This window comes from Polaromonas sp. P2_G11, assembly GCF_056403595.1.
In genome coordinates this window covers 476,511-494,214 of record NZ_JBFUFE010000002.1, presented here as the reverse complement: position 1 = coordinate 494,214, position 17,704 = coordinate 476,511, and the positions used below count along the sequence as shown (strand labels likewise).

Genomic DNA, 17,704 nt, shown 5'->3' with positions numbered 1-17,704 from the left:
AATACCTTGAGTGCACTCAAGGTCAAGCCCTGGAGGCAGAATCCCGCAAAATCCACCATGAAATCGGCCGCCAGCGCAATGTGGTCAAGCGCGAGCAGCTATTTTTTTAATAGCAAACCTACAATGGCGCATGAACCCCAAAAAGCCTGCAACGAGTGAATGGGTCAGCAAGATGCTGGCGGTGCTGAAAACCGGCAACACCCCGGCAGCGCTGGCCCAGATCAAGGCCACCACCAGCAGCAAGGACTTGCAGCAATTGCACGCCGCGCTGGAGAAAGCGCAACTCCTCAAACAGCTCAAGAGCGTTGACACCGCCATTTCCGACCAGTTGCGGGCGCTGGCCTCGCCTCGGCTGAGCCGCTCGCCCTGAACGCTTCAGGTCCGCTCCCTTTCAGGCGGGGCGGATTTCAAACTGCGCGTCGCCCATATACCGGTTCGGTCCCAGCGCGGCCGTCACGGCAGCCAGCTCGGCCGCCTGCCATTGGTTGAAGATTTCCAGTTCGTCGCTTGACAGGACATCTTCGGCCGGCGCTTCGCCGTAAGTCGCCACCAGTTTCATGTAGGCCGCGTACACCGGCCAGACCAGGCTTTCGTCTCCCAGCTCGGTTTCCACCGCCGTTCGGAAGCGTTGCTCAGCGGCCTGCAGCTCTTCTGCGGAGGCGTCTTCATAGGCGTAAAGCCTGAGGCGGTAGCTCACGGTTGTTTCTCTCAAGGCAAAACGGGACAAGGATCAGGGCGTTTGCGACTTCACCGGTGCAGGAGGCATGCCCTGCGTCAGCTCGATGCGGCGCCGCAGCTTTGCAGCTTCCTGGGTGTCGCCACCCTGCTCTGCCCGTCGCAGCTGAACGCCCAGCCAGGCCAGCAGCGGCCGGCGCCAGCCTTTCACAGACGCCGTATCAATCGCCTGGGTGATCACGGCAGGACTGGCTTTACCGGCCTGCAGCATCACGCCGGCAGCCACCAGTTTCGACAACGGGTCGGCAATGGCCGCCACAGCACCGACGTCACCAGCCGCCGCCCGGCGTTGCGCTTCAGGCAGCAAGGCAATGCCCTGCGGCTGCACCTGACCCTTGAGGTAATCAGCGTAGGCGCGCTGGGCGTCGGTGGCGTCTTCGCGCAGTTTCTCAAAACCGGTGCAGGGCTCGTCCAGCACCAGGCTGGCAACCCGGGTGGCGCAGTGCAGCAGCTCGGCGGTGGCTAACAGTTCGGCCCGGCCGGAGCGTGTCAGCTGCGTGCGGGCGCGCCCGAGTTCGGCCATCTCGACGCGGCTGTTGCCTTCCATGTAGGCGGCCACAGAGCGGTCCATCGAACCTTTGGCCTCGAGTTGCCAGTCGGGCGGTTGCGGGCCGCCGGCACAGGCGGCCAGCAGCAAGGCCGAAGTCAGCGCGGCGGCATACGTAAAGATGTTCTTCATGGCAGCTTCATCTCCGCATCGCGGGCGTCTTTGGCGAAAGGCCATTTGCGGCTGATTTCGTTGATCAACCCCTCAACCTTGCGCAGGCTGGCTTCCACGTCGGCGCGCAGCACGCCCAGGTCGTCAGTGGCATCTTTGGCGTTGCGGGTGACGGCCTGGGCGTCCTGCAGCAATGCATCCACTTTCTTGAGGCTGGTGCGGGCCTCGCCCAGCATGGCGTTGAGCTGAACCACGGTGGCCCGGGTTTCGGGCATCAGTCCCTTGTCGCCGAACACCTGGGTGTCGGTCTTGGCGGCCAGCCCGTCGAGTTTGGTGAGTAGCGAGTTGGTGCGCTCCAGCGTGGCGGCAAACTTTTTGGCCTCGGCCTCGCTGCCCAGCAACACTGTCAACGCACCGCCCGGCCCGTTCAGCCGCTCCGTCAGCGTCTGCAGGTTGGCCAGACTGGTACCCACCGCACCGCCGCTTCCCGTCAGGGTGTTGAGGTTTTCAATCAGGTCCTTGGCGGCAGCGATCACTTTGGGCACTTCGCCGGCCGCATCGCCCAGCAGCACCGTGCGTTCCGCGCCGTCGGGCAGCAGCGGGTCGTTCAACAAGCCGGTGTAGGCGCGGATGTTGGTGCCGCCGACGAGGCCGCGTACCAGCGTGAAGACGCTGGTGGTGCGCAGCCAGTGGGCGTCCTTGGCGGCCACATCCACCAATATGCGGGCCTTGCCGTCGCTGGCCAGCTCGATGCGCTTGACGCGGCCTATCGGGAAACCCGAGAAAGTCAGGTCCATGCCGACCACCACGCCTTCGGAGTCTTCGGCGATGAGCACCAGCCGCTGGGTGGACTCAAAGGCCCCGCGCGCATACATCACATAAAGGGCCGAGCCCACCACCAGCAGCAGCATGAAGATCAGGAGAAGCCGGGCCTTGAATTCCAGGTTGGCGATTTCCGCCGGCGAAGACTCCGGCTCCCGCGCGGGCTGGAGCGGATCCGGCCGGCCGTGCTCAGGGGATGAAGGGTCGTGGGGTGAGCTCATGGATTGTTATTTGGTATTTATTGAGGCGGTCAATAATAGTTGCCGACCAGCGAAGCCACTTCAATCAGCAAAATCACGGCGAACATGCGCACGAGGCCGCGCATCTCGGCGCTGGTGCGCACGCTGGCTTCGCCCATGCCGTAAAGCGCCGAGGCCATGGGGATCAGCGACACGGCCAGGCAGAAGAACAGGGTTTTGAGCACAAAGATCAGCGTGACGGAAGGGCTGAAGACCTGACCGAACAGCCGGGTATAGGCCGCCAGGCCCGACAAGGCGAAGCCGTAGGTTGCCAAATAAGCCACCACCAGCGCCACCACGCAACTAAGCGCAGCCAGCGTGATGCCGGAGAACATGCCCGCCACCACGCGCGGCAGCACCTCGCGCCGCACCGGCTCGATGCCGCGCTCGCGCATCTCGTCGAGTTCGCCGCTGGCCTGCATGGCCGTGAGTTCGGCGCCATCAGGGATGGTGCAGCGCAGCGCCACAAAAAGCGCCGCCGTCAGCGGAATAAGTTCAAGCACCAGCACGCGGATCACGACCTGCAACGCGTACTGCGACAAGCCGTAGCTCAGCGCGGTCACCAGCACGATCCGCGTGAGCACCACGGTGACCAGCGCGCACAGCAAGGTAAAGCCCAGCAGGATGGGCGCCGTGTTGATGTAGATGTGGCGGGACAGCACCGTGCGGCTTTGCGGGCTGTAGCTGGAAGGCGAGAGGGTCAGCACCAGGATGATCGCGCCCAATTTCACCAGGCGCCACCATTCGATCAGCCAGTGCTGGGCGGTACGGCGTGTTTGCGAGAGGCGGCCTTGCCAGGATGATGCTGTTGAAGCCATTGGGCCATGATACCCGCGGGCTATTGCCGTCGATGTAGGATGGCAGGCGTTTTGCGCGGCGTGGGCCAGCTCCCGGCCCACGATCACCGCCATCCTTCTTTCTTCATTTCGTCACCGTTTCATCATGGCCATTGACACCTGGACCGCCTACTTCCTCGCCTCCATCCTGATCGCGCTCTCACCCGGCTCGGGCGCGGTGCTGGCCATGAGCCATGGCCTGAGCTACGGCATGCGGCGCACGCGTGCCACCATCGCGGGCTTGCAGATCGGGCTGGTGGTGATTTTGCTGGTGGCCGGGGCGGGGGTGGGCTCATTGCTGGTGGCGTCCGAGCTGGCCTTCAGCATCGTGAAAATCCTGGGCGCGCTCTACCTCATCTATATCGGCTGGTCGCAGTGGCGCTCATCGAACGGTATAGCAGCGGAAGATGCCGGCCCCGCAGCCGATGCGAACGGTATTTCAGCGCGCAGGCGCTTTCTCACCGGCCTGCTGACCAACGTCACCAACCCCAAGGGCATTCTTTTCATGGTCGCAGTGCTGCCGCAGTTCATCAGCCCCGCCAGGCCGCTGTGGCCCCAGTTGCTGGTGATGGCGCTCACGACTGTGGCGGTCGACACCGTGGTGATGCACGGCTACGCATTTGCCGCGAGCCGTTTGCAAAAGCTGTTCAGGAACGCACGTGCGGTGCGGCTGCAAAACCGGCTGTTCGGTGGCATGTTGATGGCAGTGGGTGCGGGCCTGTTCTTTGTCAAACGCAGCCACGCTGCGGCGCATTAGACGCGTCGATCGCTATCAAAACAGTAGCTACTCGCGCATACCCCTAAAGGGCTGGAGCCCTAAAACCCTCAAAATAGCAGCGCCATGCCCTCAAGCCGGCCGGGGCCCAGCTTGCGACACAATGCCCGCCAGCTTGCGCAGGGCGCTGTCGGTCTCGCTGGAAAACGGTGAGCCGCAACTGATGCGCAGGAAGTGGTCAAAGCGGTTCGAGTTGGAAAACATGGAACCGGGCGCCACCCGTATGCCCTGCCGGATGGCGATGTCGAATACCGCCTGCGCTGAGGTACCCGCCGGCAACTCCACCCAGAGCATCATGCTGCCACGGGGCACCGACAACCGGGTTCCGGCGGGAAAGTGCGCCGCAATCGCCTCGGCCATCTGCTCGCGCTGCACGTTGAGCATGCGGCGCAGCCTGGCCAGGTGGCGGTCATAGGCGCTGGAGGCCATGAACTCGGCCACGGCCAGCTGGCCCACCATGTCGTTGGCGCGGCTTTGCGCGTACTTGAGCATCTTGATGCGCGCCTGCCAGCGTCCGCCGGCGACCCAGCCCAGACGCAGCCCGGGCGCCAGGGTCTTGCGCAGCGATGCGCAGTAAATCACCGAGCCGCTTCGGTCCCAGGCCTTGGCCGCCTTCAGCGGAATGTCGTCGGGCCCCAGCGCGCCATAGGTATCGTCTTCAATCAGCGCGACCTGCTGGCGATCACACAGTGCGACGAGCTTTTCCTTTTCGGCGTCGGGCATCACGCTGCCGAGCGGATTGTGGAAATTGGGGATCACCACCACGGCGCGTATGCGGTCGTGCGTCTGGAAGGCCAAATCCAGCGCCTCCACGGAAATCCCCAGCTTCGGGCTGGTGGGAATCTCCAGCGCGCGCAGACCCAGGCTTTCGAGGATCTGCAGCAGGCCATGGTACGTCGGTGACTCGACGGCCACGGTGTCCCCCGGCCGAGCCACCGCACGCAAGGCAACGTTCAGCGATTCAATACAGCCGTGCGTGACCAGGATGTCTTCCGCTGACAGCCGCATGCCGGCCTCCAGCGCCCGCTTGGCCAGCACGGCATTGAGCGGTGAATCGTTGAGGAAGTCCGGCGGGTTCACCAGCAGTTGCGGGTGCTTGCGCAACGCGCGCGTGGCGGCGTTTTTGAGGGCCTCGGCCGGGTACATCTCGGGCGAGCCGTAGGTGCCTGCCAGGTTGGTCACCAGCGGGTAGACATCGCATTTGGCGACGAAATCGGACACCCGGTCATGGATGCCGACGTACTGTGCCGGATCCAGCCTGTGGCCGCATTCCGGCTCGCTGGGCGGCTGGATATCCATCCGGCGACGCTTGAGCACAAAGTAGCCCGAACGCGGCCGCGCCTCCAGCAGGCCTTCGTCTTCCAGCGTGTGGCAGGCCTCCACCGCCGTCGACAGGCTGACCTGGTGCAGCCGCGTCAGCGCCCTGACGGACGGCATGCGCTGCCCCGGCATCAAAACGCCGGACTGGATCGCCTGGCGGTAATGGCTGGAGAGCTGTAAATACAGCGGTTGCGACAGGGATGGCGAGGGTTGCAGGTCCATAAACCGAATGATCCGTGAAGGGGAAGCCGGGACACAGCCACAGATGGGGCGAAATCAGACCATAACAGATGAATAAACAGTCATCTGTACCGATACAGAAAGGACTTGCCTGGCTCTGTCGGGGAAGTGCCGGTCTCTTTAACCTTGATGTCTCCTTCCCCCGTTTTTCCAGTTCACCAACCCATGAATGGAGCCGCCATGAAAGAGCACTTTGCACCTCGCCACCTTCAACTGGACGCCGGTGAGTCCCTGTTTTTTCACACCAAGGCGGGCAGCGCCCTGATCAGCACCTCGGGCACGCTGCTGGTGACCGGCACCCCGCGCTGGCTTGGCGAGCAGGTCTTTCGCGACAGCATGCCGCTGGAGGCGGGACAGTCGCATACCGTCGCCCAGACCGGATGGATCACGGTGACCGCCCAGCACGGGGGCGCAGCATGCGTGCTGAACCAAGCCTCGGCAAAAGCCCCGGGCCAGACGGGAAGCGTGCTTTTAAGGTACTTTTCAGGAATCGTGAAGGCCGTGCGCAGCTGGCTGCGTAGCGCCGAGGCTGCATAGGCGCCGCCGGAAATAAATTGCCCCCATCATTTTTTAATTGATCTCACCATGACCACTTCCGCCTGGCTGCTCTTCATCACCATTTCACTTGTCACCGCGCTCAGCCCCGGGCCGGGCATTTTGCTGGCGGTTTCCAACGCCGTGGCCTGGGGGCCGCGCAAGACGCTGTGGAGCTCCACCGGCAATGTGCTCGGCGTGTTCGCCGTCTCCACCGCGGCCATGGCGGGCCTGGGCACTTTGCTGCACACGTCGGCCTGGCTGTTCGCTGTGCTCAAGGCCGTGGGCGCCGTCTACCTCATGTACCTGGGCTGGCGGCAGTGGACCAGCAAGACCTCGATGTTCGACACGCCCCTGTCTGACGGGACACACGCCGGAACATCCGCCGGAAAAAGCAATGCAGCATTGTTCCGGCAAGGCCTGCTGGTGGCGGTGACCAATCCCAAAAGCATCCTGTTCTTCACCGCGCTGTTCCCCCAGTTCATCCACCCGGAGGCGCCGATGCTGCCGCAATTCCTGGCACTGACCAGCGCCTTCGCTGCGTGCGTGCTGGTCTCCCACTTCACCTATGTGCTGCTGGCCAAACACACCCACCAATGGTTTGGCACGCCCCGCCGGGCCCGCATTTTCAATCGCCTCTGCGGCGGTGCGTTTGGCCTGCTGGGCTTGAGCCTGCTACGGTTGAAGAGCCCTGCCTGAAACACCCACATCACGCTCCATCCAACTACATCAAGAGGAATTCCTGTCCATGGAAGATTCACGCGACACCCGGTTCGCCGCAGTGCAGGCCGAACTCGGCTACAGCTTTGACGGTGAGATCAAGATAGGCGGCAATTACGTGCCTGTCGTGCAGCACGGCGACCAGGTCTTTGTCAGCGGGCAGATTCCGCGTGTCGGCAATACCGTGGTCGTTACCGGCCGCGTGGGGTCAGAAACGTCTGTTCTGCAGGCCCAGCTGGCGGCAAAAATCTGCGCCATGCGCGCGCTGGCGCTGCTGCGGCAAAGCCTCGGCAGCCTGGACCACGTGAAGCACATTCTGCGCATCACGGTGTTTGTGCAGTCGGCGCAGGACTTCACCCAGCAGAGCGAAGTCGCCGATGCCGCGTCTGAGGTGCTGTATGCAGTACTGGGCCCGGCCGGCGCCCACACGCGTACGTCTGTCGGCGTTGTTCAGCTGCCCAAGAGTGCGTCGGTCGAAATCGATCTCATTGCAGTAGCCGGCTAGCCCTGCATTCAGCCACCGGGCAGCAGGCGTATCAGCTTGCCGTTGTTGCTGTCGGTCAGCACGTAAAGCAGCCCGTCCGGCCCCTGGCGCACATCGCGAATGCGCTCTCCGGCTTCAGACAGCAGCTTGCTTTCACGCACCACCTTGCCGGCGAACGGCGACGCCAGTTCGATCCGGTCCAGGTAGCCGAACCTGAGCGAACCCACAAACAGGTTGCCGCGCCAGGACTTGCCATAACGCTCGCTGGTCAGGAACGCCATGCCGGAAGGCGCGATGGATGGCACCCAGTAATGCAGCGGTTGCTGCATGCCGGCCTTTTCCGTCAGGCCTTCGCCGATTTTTCCGCCGCCGTAGTTTTCGCCGTAGGTAATGACCGGCCAGCCGTAGTTGGCCCCGGGCCTGGGCAGGTTGATTTCATCGCCGCCCTGCGGGCCGTGCTCATGCATCCAGAAGGTGCCGTCGGGCGCCAGCGTCGCGCCCTGGGCGTTGCGGTGGCCGTAGCTCCAGATCTCAGGCAAAGCCCCTGGTTTGCCGACAAAGGGGTTGTCCTGGGGAACCGAGCCATCTTTGTTGATGCGGACAATCTTGCCATGGTGGTTGTCCAGCTTCTGGGCGTCTTCCTTGCGGCTGAAGCGCTCACCCAGCGTGAGAAAGAGCTTGCCATCGGGCGCGCCGTTCGGTGCCGCGCGGCTTTCCACAATGCGGCAGCCGAAATGCGCCGTGCTGGCCACCTTGGGCTTCTGGCTGAAGATGATTTTGAGGTTTTCCAGCCGGGTGTCGTCAGCGCTCAGGGTGGCGCGCGCCAGCGCCGTACTGTTGCCACTACCGGTGGCGGCAGGCTCTGAAAAGCAGAAATACAGCGTTCGGTTGCGGGCAAAGTCGCTGTCGACCAGCACGTCCAGCAGGCCGCCCTGCCCGCTGGCGGCAATCTCCGGCAGGGCGGCCACCGGCGTGCCCAACTTGCCGCCCGGCCCGACGACCCGCAGGCGGCCGGGGCGCTCCGTGACCAGAAAACGCTCGCCCGGTAAAAAAGCCACGCCCCAGGGGTTTTCCAGGCCGGCCGCCACGGTTTCAGGGCGAACGCTTTGAGCCTGCGCGGGCTGGAACATCACACTGGCCGCTATCAAAAATATAGCTGCTTGCGTACGCCGGTATTGGTTTAAAGCCATATTTCACTCTAAAAAAAACGTGAAAGCACATGAATCGGCCCGTCACGCCCATTTGACCGGGAAAACCGCCTTTTGATCATTCCCAAGCCGGGCCAAGGCGGTGTAAAACATGGCATACGGGGGTAATAAATCGGGTAATCCCCTACAAATTCGTTACAAATCAATGGGTTGTCAACGTTATCAAGAAACAACATGAGTTGACGTAGGACTAATCCGTCAAGTATGCTTGGCGCCATGCGAATGATTGCCCCTGCCCTCGTCATTGCCTCTGCCGCCCTGCTGGCGGCCAGCGTGCATGCAGCACCCGGCAATTCAGGCGGCGACAACGACATGGACAAACTGCTCGCCGACAAGGGCCTGCTGACCCAGATTGACAACGTCCGCCACAGCGTCACCAACAAGGCTTCCGAGCTGGTCGTCAACGCCATGGGTTTCCTGGGCGTGCCCTACAAGCGCGGCGGCAACACCGTTGAAACGGGGTTTGACTGCAGCGGTTTTGTACGCGCCATTTACGAGCAAAGCGTCGGGCTGCTGTTGCCCCGCCGCGCCGAACAGCAAGCCGCCGCCACCCAGCGCATCGACAAGACCGAATTGCAGCCCGGCGACCTGGTGTTTTTCAACACGATGAAGCGGGCCTTCAGCCATGTCGGCATCTACATCGGCGACGGCAAGTTCATCCACTCACCCAAGCCCGGCGCTGAAGTCCGCGTCGAAAGCATGGGTGTGAGCTACTGGCAGCGCCGCTTCGACGGCGCCCGCCGCGTACAGCCATCCAACGGGGTGGCGCAAGAGGCCACACCCCGCGCGGCCGCGTTGCCCGCCCGCCCGCAACAGCCGCAAGCTACCGCATCGGACAAGCCGCCAGCTCAGGCGGCAGCCCCGCAGGTGTCGGTTGCGCGGCAGGCTGAGCTGCTGATGCAGCAGGAACAGTACCGGAATTAAACCGGAGTTAAACCGGAGTTAAGGGCACAGGCGTCGCATCGACGCTAATCTCCGGGTCAAGTCAAGCTCAGGCCCCAGCCCGGCCATTCACCGGCCAGCCCTCAATCCTTATCTCTCCCATTGCCTGGTGACATGTCCAGCTCCACAGCCTGGCCGCTATCGATGGCGTCGCCCGCTTTGGCAGGGGTGCTCGAAACCAGAGAAGTCGTACCTTCACCGGCCAGCGCCAGCTGAAGCGTCGGCGTAGCTGCCCCTGCACCGTCAGCCCCGGCCCCGGCGTTGTCAGCCACGTTATTGCCGGCCGGAATCACACGGTTATTTTCCGCATTAGACGAAAGTTGCTGATTGCCCTGCGGCTTGCCGTTGACATTGACGAGGCCGCTGCCCGAATTGGTCACCTGGCCGAAGCTGCCGCTAACGCTGCCTTTTGGCGAATCAATGCTCACCTGGGCGGATGTGCCGGAAATTTGTACCTCGGTGACGGCCTCCACGGCCATGATGGGCGCAACCACGTTGGCCACCACGGTGTCGCCGGCCAGCGATGCCGAGTTGCTGGCAGTGACCACGACATTCACGTCGCCCTGCGCCTGCACCACCACATTGTTGCCGCTGATGTTGCCGCTGACGTTGCCGGTGCTGCTGCTGATCTGCACATTGCCTTGGCTGGTGGTAGTGCCGCTTACGTCGCCCTGAGCCTGCACGACAACGTTGTTGCCGGTGATGTTGCCGCTGATGTCGCCGGTACTGCTGCTGATCTGCACATTGCCCTGGCTGGTGGTGGTGCCGCTTACGTCGCCTACGGCGGCCACCGCCACTTCGCTGGCGGTGACGTTGGCCGAGACATCGCCGCCGCTGGTGACCTGGACGGCACCCAGGCTGATGGTGGAGCCGCTCACGTCGCCGCCGGCGTTCAGAGTGTTGGACTGTGTGGCGTCCTGCCCGCGCAGCGTGTGGTTGCTCAGGGCAACACTGCCGAGTGCGTCAATGCCGTAGCCTTTTACCCACAAGGTGCTGTCCAGACTGAAGTCACTGGCCACAACCTCAAACCGGCCGAGCGCGTTGGTCTCCGTGCCGCCCGTCACCATGTGCACATTGCCGCGGGTGCTGCCCGAGCCAGCGACGAGCCGCAGCGCGCGGGCTGCGCTGCCGGCGTTTTGCACATCGCCGTTGAGCGTAATGTTGGCGCCCAGGGTTGCCAGCGTTGTGTCGCCCAGCAGGTTCACCGGGGCATTGAACAGGATGCCACCCGCACCGTCCACTGTGACGTTGCCGCTGACGCCGGAGCCGCCCGCGCCGGCATTGAGCGTCAGGCCGTGCAGGGTCGAGCCGCCGAAGTACAGGTTGTAGGGGTTGTTTACGACCACGTCCTCGGCATAGGTGCCGGCGCCTACGCGGATATTGGCGCCGGTTGCCGCATTGCCCATGGCCGTCCCGATGGACAGTGCCTGGGTCCCGCCGCCCAGAAGGTTGCCAATACCCACCTGGAAGTCCTGCGTGGCCTGCGCACCGTTCCAGCCCTGGACGTAGCTGGAACCCGCGCTACCCAGGTTGACGGCATAGTCCAGTGCATTTTGTTGCGAAGCCTGCAGCCAGGTGTACTGGTAGTTGTTGTCCGCCGTGCCGGCATTGCGTACAGCAAAGTCAAAGCCCTGAATGTTGAGCGCACCAAAGTTGAGGCTCGCTGATTCATCCTGCATGTACACCGGGTTGCGTTCGGTGAAAGAGTTGGTGTTCGCCACCGTGATGTTTTTCACCTGCTGGTTGTAATGACGGTTGGCCTGGTAAAGCGCCAGGCCGCCCCAGGCGTTGTTGCGGGTGGTCGAGTTGCTGACGGTGACGTTGGCACTGTCGGTCAGCTGGATGCCGGCGCCCTGCGTGCTGCCGGTGTTGTTGCCCACCGGGGCGCCGTCGGCCGTCACACGGTCGATCAGCGCGCCGTCAACGCCATTGAGGTCCAGCTCGGCCCGGCCCGCGCCCCGGCTGGTGACGTTGCTGATGGAGAAGTTGCGCAGCCGCGCTGATGCGTCTCCGACGGGTGCTACCTTGATGCCGTAGGACCCGGCTACGTTGGCACTCGGGCCGTAAAGTGTGAAGTCCTTCAGCGAGACATTGTCGGCTGTCACGTTGATACCGTAGCCGCTGACGCCGCGTGCGTCGATCACGGTCGATCCCTGGCCCGAACCGGCCAGCGTCACGCTACGGTCGACCACCAGCGTGGAGGGCTGCACATAAGTGCCGCCGCCCACATTGACCGTGCCGCCGGCAACCACGGCATTGACGCCTCTCTGGATGCTGCCGCTGGCCTGCGTGACATAGACATTGCCGTCCGTCCATGTCACCAGGCCTCGCCCGGTGGTGTCGAGCGCATGGGTCACGCGGTCTTCGATGGCAAAACCGTCGGCCGCACCGTCGAAGACAGCGCCGCGAGCATCAACCGCAACAGCGTCCACCGAGATGTCCTGCCCGTTGTTCTTGAACTGGGTGCCGCCGCTGATGGCGACCGTGGGCTGGCCGCCATGGCCATTGCTCATGGTTTCAAAGCGTATGCCTGTCCGGCTGGAACCCTCGATGCTGCCGCCGGAGATGTTGACGCTTTGCAGGCTGGCCGGTGCGGCCGTGTAATCGGCGCTGTCACCGGCGATTCCGCGTGTTTTGATGACCACCGCCGCAGCCGTCGGATCACCCGAACTCGCGCCAGAATTTTTGACCGTCACGTTGTCAAAATTGATCGCATTGAAGTTGTCGTATTTCAGATTGATGTCGATGCCGGCGCCATAACGTTTATGCAGCGATGAAGATGCAGGCGCCCCATAGTTGCCGGCATTCAGGACGGCGACGTTCCTGAGAGTCAGGTTGTTCGCGGTTTCAAGATAAAAGCCCTTGAAGCTGGGGCCGTCCACCGTGACGTTCTCAAACAATGCGTTCTCAAAAGAGCCCGTGGCCACCGGAGCGCCGCCGACCATCTGGTAACCGTTGTAGGTCTGCACACCGATCTGTCCGCCGGTGATGGTGCTGTTGAGCATGCGGAAGTTGTCGGCCCGGGTCGTGGTGCCGTTGCGCATGCCGAAGGTGTTGTTGTTGAAAGCCACGCGATTGACGGTCACGTCGTTGGATGTACCGTTGATGCGCAAGCCGTACAGGTAGTCGGCAATCGACAGGTCGGAGAGCGTCACGTTGGAAGCATTGTTGATAGTGACCGCGTCGCCGCTGCCTGCGGCGGCGGACTGCAGCACCGTCTGCCCCACCCCCGCGCCGTCCAGCGTCAGCGACTTGGTGATGTTGACGCTGCCGCTGTAGTTGCCGGCCGCCACGTTCACCGTGCCGCCCGTGACCACGGCATCCACGCCGCCCTGGATGCTTCCCAGCGGGGTGAGTACGCTGCCCTGTGCGCCCGAAGAGCCCGTGGTAGCCACCGTCACGTGCGTGCGGTTGGACGATGTGTACGCCTGGTCCTGCACGGACCAGCCGCCATTGGCCGCGCTCAGGTCCAGCAGAGACTGCTGCTGTGACAGGGTAGGAGCGGCAGCGATGGGCATGCTGTTGGAGACAGGGTTGGGATTCGATCCAACCACGTGCCCGTTCAGGTGCAGGTTCAGGCCCCACTCGTTGCCCACCGGGCCCTGGCTGTTGCCGGCCATGCCAATGCCGCTGCCGTCGGTGTACTGCACGGAGATGGCGCTCTTGGTATTTTCAATCCGGTTGCCTGTCACACTGCCCGTGTTGCGCCCGTCGATCAGGATGCCGTTGCGCACGTCATGGATGTTGTTGTTGCTGATCGTGAAACCGGTGACGCCATTGGCCACCGCAATGCCGCGGCTGATATTGGAGCCCCACGCATAACTTGTGTACGGCTGGTTAACAGGCCCGGCGATCTCCATCCCGGTGACCGTCACATTGTTGGCGGTAATGCTGATGCCGTTAACCTGCCCGGCATCGGGGACCACGATTTTTGCGCCGTCCAGGCCTGTCAGTGTCAGGTTGGCCTTGTTCAGGGTGACCTGCTCGGCATAAGCGCCTCCGTGAACATCTACAGAGCCCCCCGCTCCTGGTGTGCCTGTCTTTGAAATGTTGACGGCGTCCTGGATACGTGCCCCGCTGTACACATCGACCTGGCCTGCATTGCCGCTGACCTGGGTTGCGTCCAGTACCGACTTGAGAACCACCGTATGGCCGTTGACCACGATGGCATTGCTGGCTTGCTGAATGCCCTCCAGGTTGATGACGCCGGACAGCAGGTTGGCGGCATCGCCAACGCCCAGCAAGAGGGTCTCGCCGTTCAGGCTGGCATGGTTCATATTGGACACGCTCAAACCCGTTGCACCGCCCGGTATGGCGAACTCATAAAGTCCGCTGTTGAGCGACACGGTGACCGTGGCGGCGGTTGAGCCGGCCAGGGCAATCGTGCCGCCGGTGGCGGTGATGCTGCCGTGGTTGGTGACCGACGGCGCGACCAAAGCCACCAGGCCGGCATTTTGCGCGGTGATGCTGCCATGGTTGGTGATACTGCCGACGGCCCCGGTGATCTGTGCGCCGCCGGTGTTGATGAAGTTGTTGACATCAATGTTGCCCGTGGTGGCAATGAGCGAGCCCACATTGATCACGGCGTTTTGCCCGAACATCACACCATTGGGGTTCATCAGCATCACTGTTCCGTTGGCCGAAAGGCTGCCCAGTATTTGGGAAGGGCTGGCGTCACCGGTCACGCGGTTCAGCATGGCCGAGCTTGCGTTGGGCTGGTTGATCTGCACCATCTTTCCGGGGTTGATGTCGAACGAGCCCCAGTTAACCACGGCGCGGTCGGTTCCCTGGTTGATGGTGAGCTGGTTGCCCGAAACCGAGCCTGAGGCCGTGCCGGAAAACACCGTGCCGTTCTGGGGAAGGCCTGCGCCACCGGCGATGTCAACCGGCCAGCCTGGCGGCGAGAACAGCATGGCGACCGCCGCCGGAAGGGCCTTCAGCGCAAAAGATCGCCGGCGCCGGCCGGAAGTGGAAGCACTCGGGGAGTTCAGCTTAGCGTTCATGGATCACCTCTTGAGGCAAAGAAAAGTCATTGAACAAATCATCAAAAGCGCACCAGCAGCGTGCCCAGCAGCCGGGGGTCTTTTCCGTGGGGCTGGTAACTCGCGATGGGTTTGGTCAGGGGCCAGGCGATCTCCACCGCAGCCACCACGTTCCGTGGAAGGAAGAGGCGAGTCCCCAGCCCTGCCGATGCCAGGCTCTGGCTGTTGGGCATGCCCACACAAGTACAGCCCACCGTCCAGACCTTGCCGATGTCATAGAAGGCAAAGAGCTGCCATGACCTGAAGCCCGCGAAGTCCGAGGAACCGGAATAACGAGGTTCGGCGCGAAACGCCAGCCCGCGCTCACCCACCAGTTCAGCAGGCTCGTAGGCCCGCCCAAACCGCCGGCCGCCCACCGCATATTGCTCCGACGAAAGCAGGGGGGTGTTGGCCCACTGCCCGCTCAGGCCCAGCGTAAGTGCAAGGTTCGAAGCAAGAGGCTGGGTACGCTCGTAATCGAAGGTAAGTTTGTTGAACACCCCTTTGGCCCCTGCCCGGCTTTTGAGCGGATCGGATTCCTGGGTGCCACCCAGTCCCTGGCTGAAATCCACATCCAGCGAGTTCTGCCCGCCCAGGCGGTCAAGCACTCGCCACCCAAGCCCCAGGCGCAGCACACGGAGATGATCTTCAATTACCCGGGTGCCCAACACATCGGTTTGCACGTCGGTGTGCTCATACGTTGCCCTTGCAGTCACGCTCTCATTGCGGGTCCGAAGCAGCGGATACGCAGCAGAGACCGTCGTCGTGTCCGCGTTGCCACGCATATCAAACGGCGTCAGGATGTCGCCCGGACGTGTGCGAGCCCTGGACACGGCAGCGGACAGTTTGAGACCCTCTGTCGTGACTACCTGGCTATAGGAAATTTGTGCATAGGCCAGCTCGGAGTTGCCGCTGCTCATGCCCCGAAAGCGCCACTGGTCGTTGACGCCCAGCAACTGGTTGATGTTCACTTCCACGCCGATCTCGGCGGGGCCGAGGTATTTCGACCCATAGTTGTCGGCGGCAGCGAAGCCCTCGACTTTCTTCACGCTGGCGATCAGTGTGAGGTCAGCCGCACCCGGCGCATGCGCAGGGGCCAGCACGCTGCGCAACTCGACACCCGGAAAATCATTGGCGATCAGGAGGTACCGCTCAAGCACGGGGCCCTGAATGGGCCGCGACGCCCTGATCTTCTCGCCGATGGCTGCGAGCTGCTCCTTCACATGGGCACTGACATCGTCCCCCGCCCGAATGTTCACCTTGTCGATGTAGCCCTCAACCACACGCAGGGTGAGCGTACCGTCGGCGAGAGACTGCGGCGGCACCACCACCAATGACAGGATGTAGCCTGCGTTACGGTACATCGCGGTGAGCGAAGACGCGAGTTGCAGAATCTCGCTGCCGGAAATCTCCCGTCCGGTATAGCTGTCCGCATTCGCCTGAAGGACGCCACCGGGCAGTACGGTGCTGCTTTCAATATCAATGCGCCTGAGCGTGACCCTGATGGCCCTGAGTGATTCAGGCAAAGGCCCTGTTGGCTCGGTCCTGATTTCCGGAGGTGCCGCTGAGGCGCCGGGCTCGGGCTGGAAGTCAAAACGCTCGCGAACCCGGCCGGGGTCAATGGTGGATGGGGCCTGCTGCGCCAGCGCAGTTGTCGAAATGACCATGAGCACAGAAAAAGCACCAGTCCACATGCTGTGCACGCCCACATGATCGATACGCTTCATCGCCAGCCCCGTTGAAAATCAAGGTTTCCGAAGTGCCTGCAGGTGTTGTGATTCGACACTTGCGGGCTGTATTTTTTGTGAACTAATTCACGGTAACCAATTGTGAAACCTGATACAAGGGAGAAAAAGTGATTAATTACCAACGGTCTTATGTAATGATTTCGCCCCAGTTTTTGCCAAAAGGGCTTTTCTGCCCACATTACGCGGCCCTATTAGTTACATTTAGAGCCACAAATACATACATTCAGTTACCTTTGACTTACTGAAAATCTTTCTTGCCGGTGAAGAATTCCCCAGGAAATCCAGGTGCGTTGTGTAAAGTTTTGCCGCAGGTCCCCGATACCGCGCACGGATGGCATTGCCGGAACGACAAGCGCCGCCATTCGGACCGTCGAACGGCGATGACAAGATCACAGCGGCAATGACTCCCGGTCTATTTGCGGATCGCCAACGCCTGCTTGGCCCTGGCCACCTTGGCGCCTTGCGCTATAAGCTGAAGAGCAACACAAAGAAGCCGCAGGAAGACGCGTTGAAAATCCACATCTACACCGACATCGACACCTTGTTTGGCAACGCTTCGCGCTTGTGGATGGATGTTTTGGTGGAGGCAGGCCATGACGTGGAGTTCATTGACTTGGGCACCAGCACCGACGCGCCGTTGCCCGATGTCGGCCACTGCGACGTCAACCTGCTGATTGCCGGAATTTATGCACTGCCCCGTTTTGCCGTGCAGGGCCTCCCGCGCAACGGCAAGCACGTGCTGTGGATGTTTGATCCATTGACAAAGAATGCACGGGCTACCGTGCATCGGTACAAGACCGATCTTTTCGACGTCATCGCACCCGGTTTGCACGCTGTGCTGGCGATGGATTCCTCCATAGCGCGCTACCTCGCACAGCATTTCCCGGCACTTGCCACTTGCCAGCTGCCCTATATGGTGGCCGGTAAACATATGCGAACGCCCCTTCCCGAAGCACAGAGAAACCGCGACATCATCATGCTGGGCGGTGACACGCCCCGGCGGCGGGACGCCGAGCAGTACTTCGTCAACACGGCTCCTGCCCTGAAGGCCGAGTTCGTCTGGAGCGGCCTGTGGGGCGCCGCGCGCGACGCCTGCCGCGCCGGTGCGCGCATCAACCTGAACATCCATGCCGACCCGGAACACACTTACTTCGACCAGTTCCGGACATTCGAAAGCTGGGCGGCCGGCACGGCCGTCGTTTCCGACATCTTTGAGGGTGGCGAAGATTTCGGCATCGAGCCGGGCGTTCACCTGGTCATGGCAGACCTCAAGGACATGCCCCTGGCATGCGCCGACCTGCTGGCAGACGTACCCCGTCGCCAGGCCATGGTGCAGGCGTCGCAGCAACTGCTGCGCGAACGGTTCTCTCCCGCAGCCTGGCAAAGCCGCATGCTCGCCATGCTTGAAAACGTTGCCTGAGC

At 62.5% G+C, this 17,704-nt stretch carries 15 protein-coding genes; 7 read left to right on the top strand and 8 right to left on the bottom strand.

What is annotated here, in order from left to right; all coding sequences use genetic code 11:
* Window positions 1-130: 130 nt before the first annotated feature.
* Window positions 131-370, top strand: a complete 240-nt coding sequence (locus AC1DWQ_RS08840) for a hypothetical protein (RefSeq protein ID WP_477669293.1) — start codon at window positions 131-133, stop codon at window positions 368-370.
* 21 nt (window positions 371-391) lie between these two features.
* Here the strand turns inward: AC1DWQ_RS08840 and AC1DWQ_RS08835 are convergent, their stop codons facing one another.
* Genes AC1DWQ_RS08835 through AC1DWQ_RS08820 form a run of 4 tightly spaced genes read right to left on the bottom strand, consistent with a single transcriptional unit; the run spans window position 392 to window position 3,272 of the window.
* On the bottom strand, window positions 392-697 hold the full coding sequence (locus AC1DWQ_RS08835; RefSeq protein ID WP_477669292.1) for a hypothetical protein: 306 nt from the start codon (window positions 695-697) through the stop codon (window positions 392-394).
* 33 nt (window positions 698-730) lie between these two features.
* Window positions 731-1,414, bottom strand: a complete 684-nt coding sequence (locus AC1DWQ_RS08830) for a hypothetical protein (RefSeq protein ID WP_477669291.1) — start codon at window positions 1,412-1,414, stop codon at window positions 731-733.
* Window positions 1,411-2,436, bottom strand: a complete 1,026-nt coding sequence (locus AC1DWQ_RS08825) for an MlaD family protein (protein ID WP_477669290.1) — start codon at window positions 2,434-2,436, stop codon at window positions 1,411-1,413. Before AC1DWQ_RS08825 ends, AC1DWQ_RS08830 begins: the two co-directional genes overlap by 4 nt.
* A gap of 29 nt (window positions 2,437-2,465) precedes the next feature.
* A complete protein-coding gene (locus AC1DWQ_RS08820) occupies window positions 2,466-3,272 on the bottom strand; it encodes an MlaE family ABC transporter permease (RefSeq protein WP_477669289.1) in 807 nt (268 codons plus the stop codon).
* 124 nt (window positions 3,273-3,396) lie between these two features.
* On the opposite strand from AC1DWQ_RS08820, the gene AC1DWQ_RS08815 reads away from it, so the two are divergent.
* Window positions 3,397-4,047 carry a LysE family transporter gene (locus AC1DWQ_RS08815; RefSeq protein WP_477669288.1) on the top strand — a complete coding sequence of 217 codons (651 nt, stop codon included), beginning with the start codon at window positions 3,397-3,399 and terminating at the stop codon, window positions 4,045-4,047.
* A 90-nt stretch (window positions 4,048-4,137) separates the two neighbouring features.
* Here AC1DWQ_RS08815 and AC1DWQ_RS08810 read toward each other — a convergent pair whose 3' ends face one another.
* Window positions 4,138-5,607 carry an aminotransferase-like domain-containing protein gene (locus AC1DWQ_RS08810; protein ID WP_477669287.1) on the bottom strand — a complete coding sequence of 490 codons (1,470 nt, stop codon included), beginning with the start codon at window positions 5,605-5,607 and terminating at the stop codon, window positions 4,138-4,140.
* A 198-nt stretch (window positions 5,608-5,805) separates the two neighbouring features.
* Here AC1DWQ_RS08810 and AC1DWQ_RS08805 point away from each other — a divergent pair, with 198 nt between their 5' ends.
* The 3 genes from AC1DWQ_RS08805 to AC1DWQ_RS08795 are packed head-to-tail and all read left to right on the top strand — an operon-like array spanning window position 5,806 to window position 7,384.
* The gene (locus AC1DWQ_RS08805) at window positions 5,806-6,162 is read left to right on the top strand and encodes a hypothetical protein (RefSeq protein WP_477669286.1); all 357 of its coding nucleotides are present in this window, start codon (window positions 5,806-5,808) and stop codon (window positions 6,160-6,162) included.
* A 48-nt stretch (window positions 6,163-6,210) separates the two neighbouring features.
* On the top strand, window positions 6,211-6,858 hold the full coding sequence (locus tag AC1DWQ_RS08800) for a LysE family translocator (protein ID WP_477669285.1): 648 nt from the start codon (window positions 6,211-6,213) through the stop codon (window positions 6,856-6,858).
* A 49-nt stretch (window positions 6,859-6,907) separates the two neighbouring features.
* The gene (locus AC1DWQ_RS08795) at window positions 6,908-7,384 is read left to right on the top strand and encodes a RidA family protein (RefSeq protein WP_477669284.1); all 477 of its coding nucleotides are present in this window, start codon (window positions 6,908-6,910) and stop codon (window positions 7,382-7,384) included.
* An 8-nt stretch (window positions 7,385-7,392) separates the two neighbouring features.
* On the opposite strand, the gene AC1DWQ_RS08790 is transcribed toward AC1DWQ_RS08795, so the two are convergent.
* A complete protein-coding gene (locus AC1DWQ_RS08790; protein ID WP_477669615.1) occupies window positions 7,393-8,493 on the bottom strand; it encodes a PQQ-dependent sugar dehydrogenase in 1,101 nt (366 codons plus the stop codon).
* Window positions 8,494-8,775: 282 nt separating this feature from the next.
* Between AC1DWQ_RS08790 and AC1DWQ_RS08785 the strand changes: the two genes are divergently transcribed.
* Entirely contained in the window at window positions 8,776-9,495 is a 720-nt protein-coding gene (locus tag AC1DWQ_RS08785) for a C40 family peptidase (protein ID WP_477669283.1), read from the top strand.
* Between the two features lie 101 nt (window positions 9,496-9,596).
* On the opposite strand, the gene AC1DWQ_RS08780 is transcribed toward AC1DWQ_RS08785, so the two are convergent.
* Both AC1DWQ_RS08780 and AC1DWQ_RS08775 read right to left on the bottom strand, forming a co-directional pair.
* Window positions 9,597-14,516, bottom strand: coding sequence for a beta strand repeat-containing protein (locus AC1DWQ_RS08780; protein WP_477669282.1), 4,920 nt, complete (start codon window positions 14,514-14,516; stop codon window positions 9,597-9,599).
* A 41-nt stretch (window positions 14,517-14,557) separates the two neighbouring features.
* Window positions 14,558-16,261 carry a ShlB/FhaC/HecB family hemolysin secretion/activation protein gene (locus AC1DWQ_RS08775; protein ID WP_477669281.1) on the bottom strand — a complete coding sequence of 568 codons (1,704 nt, stop codon included), beginning with the start codon at window positions 16,259-16,261 and terminating at the stop codon, window positions 14,558-14,560.
* A 529-nt stretch (window positions 16,262-16,790) separates the two neighbouring features.
* Between AC1DWQ_RS08775 and AC1DWQ_RS08770 the strand changes: the two genes are divergently transcribed.
* Window positions 16,791-17,702: a glycosyltransferase family protein gene (locus AC1DWQ_RS08770; RefSeq protein ID WP_477669280.1), complete on the top strand. Its 912-nt coding sequence runs from the start codon at window positions 16,791-16,793 to the stop codon at window positions 17,700-17,702.
* Window positions 17,703-17,704 lie beyond the last annotated feature (2 nt).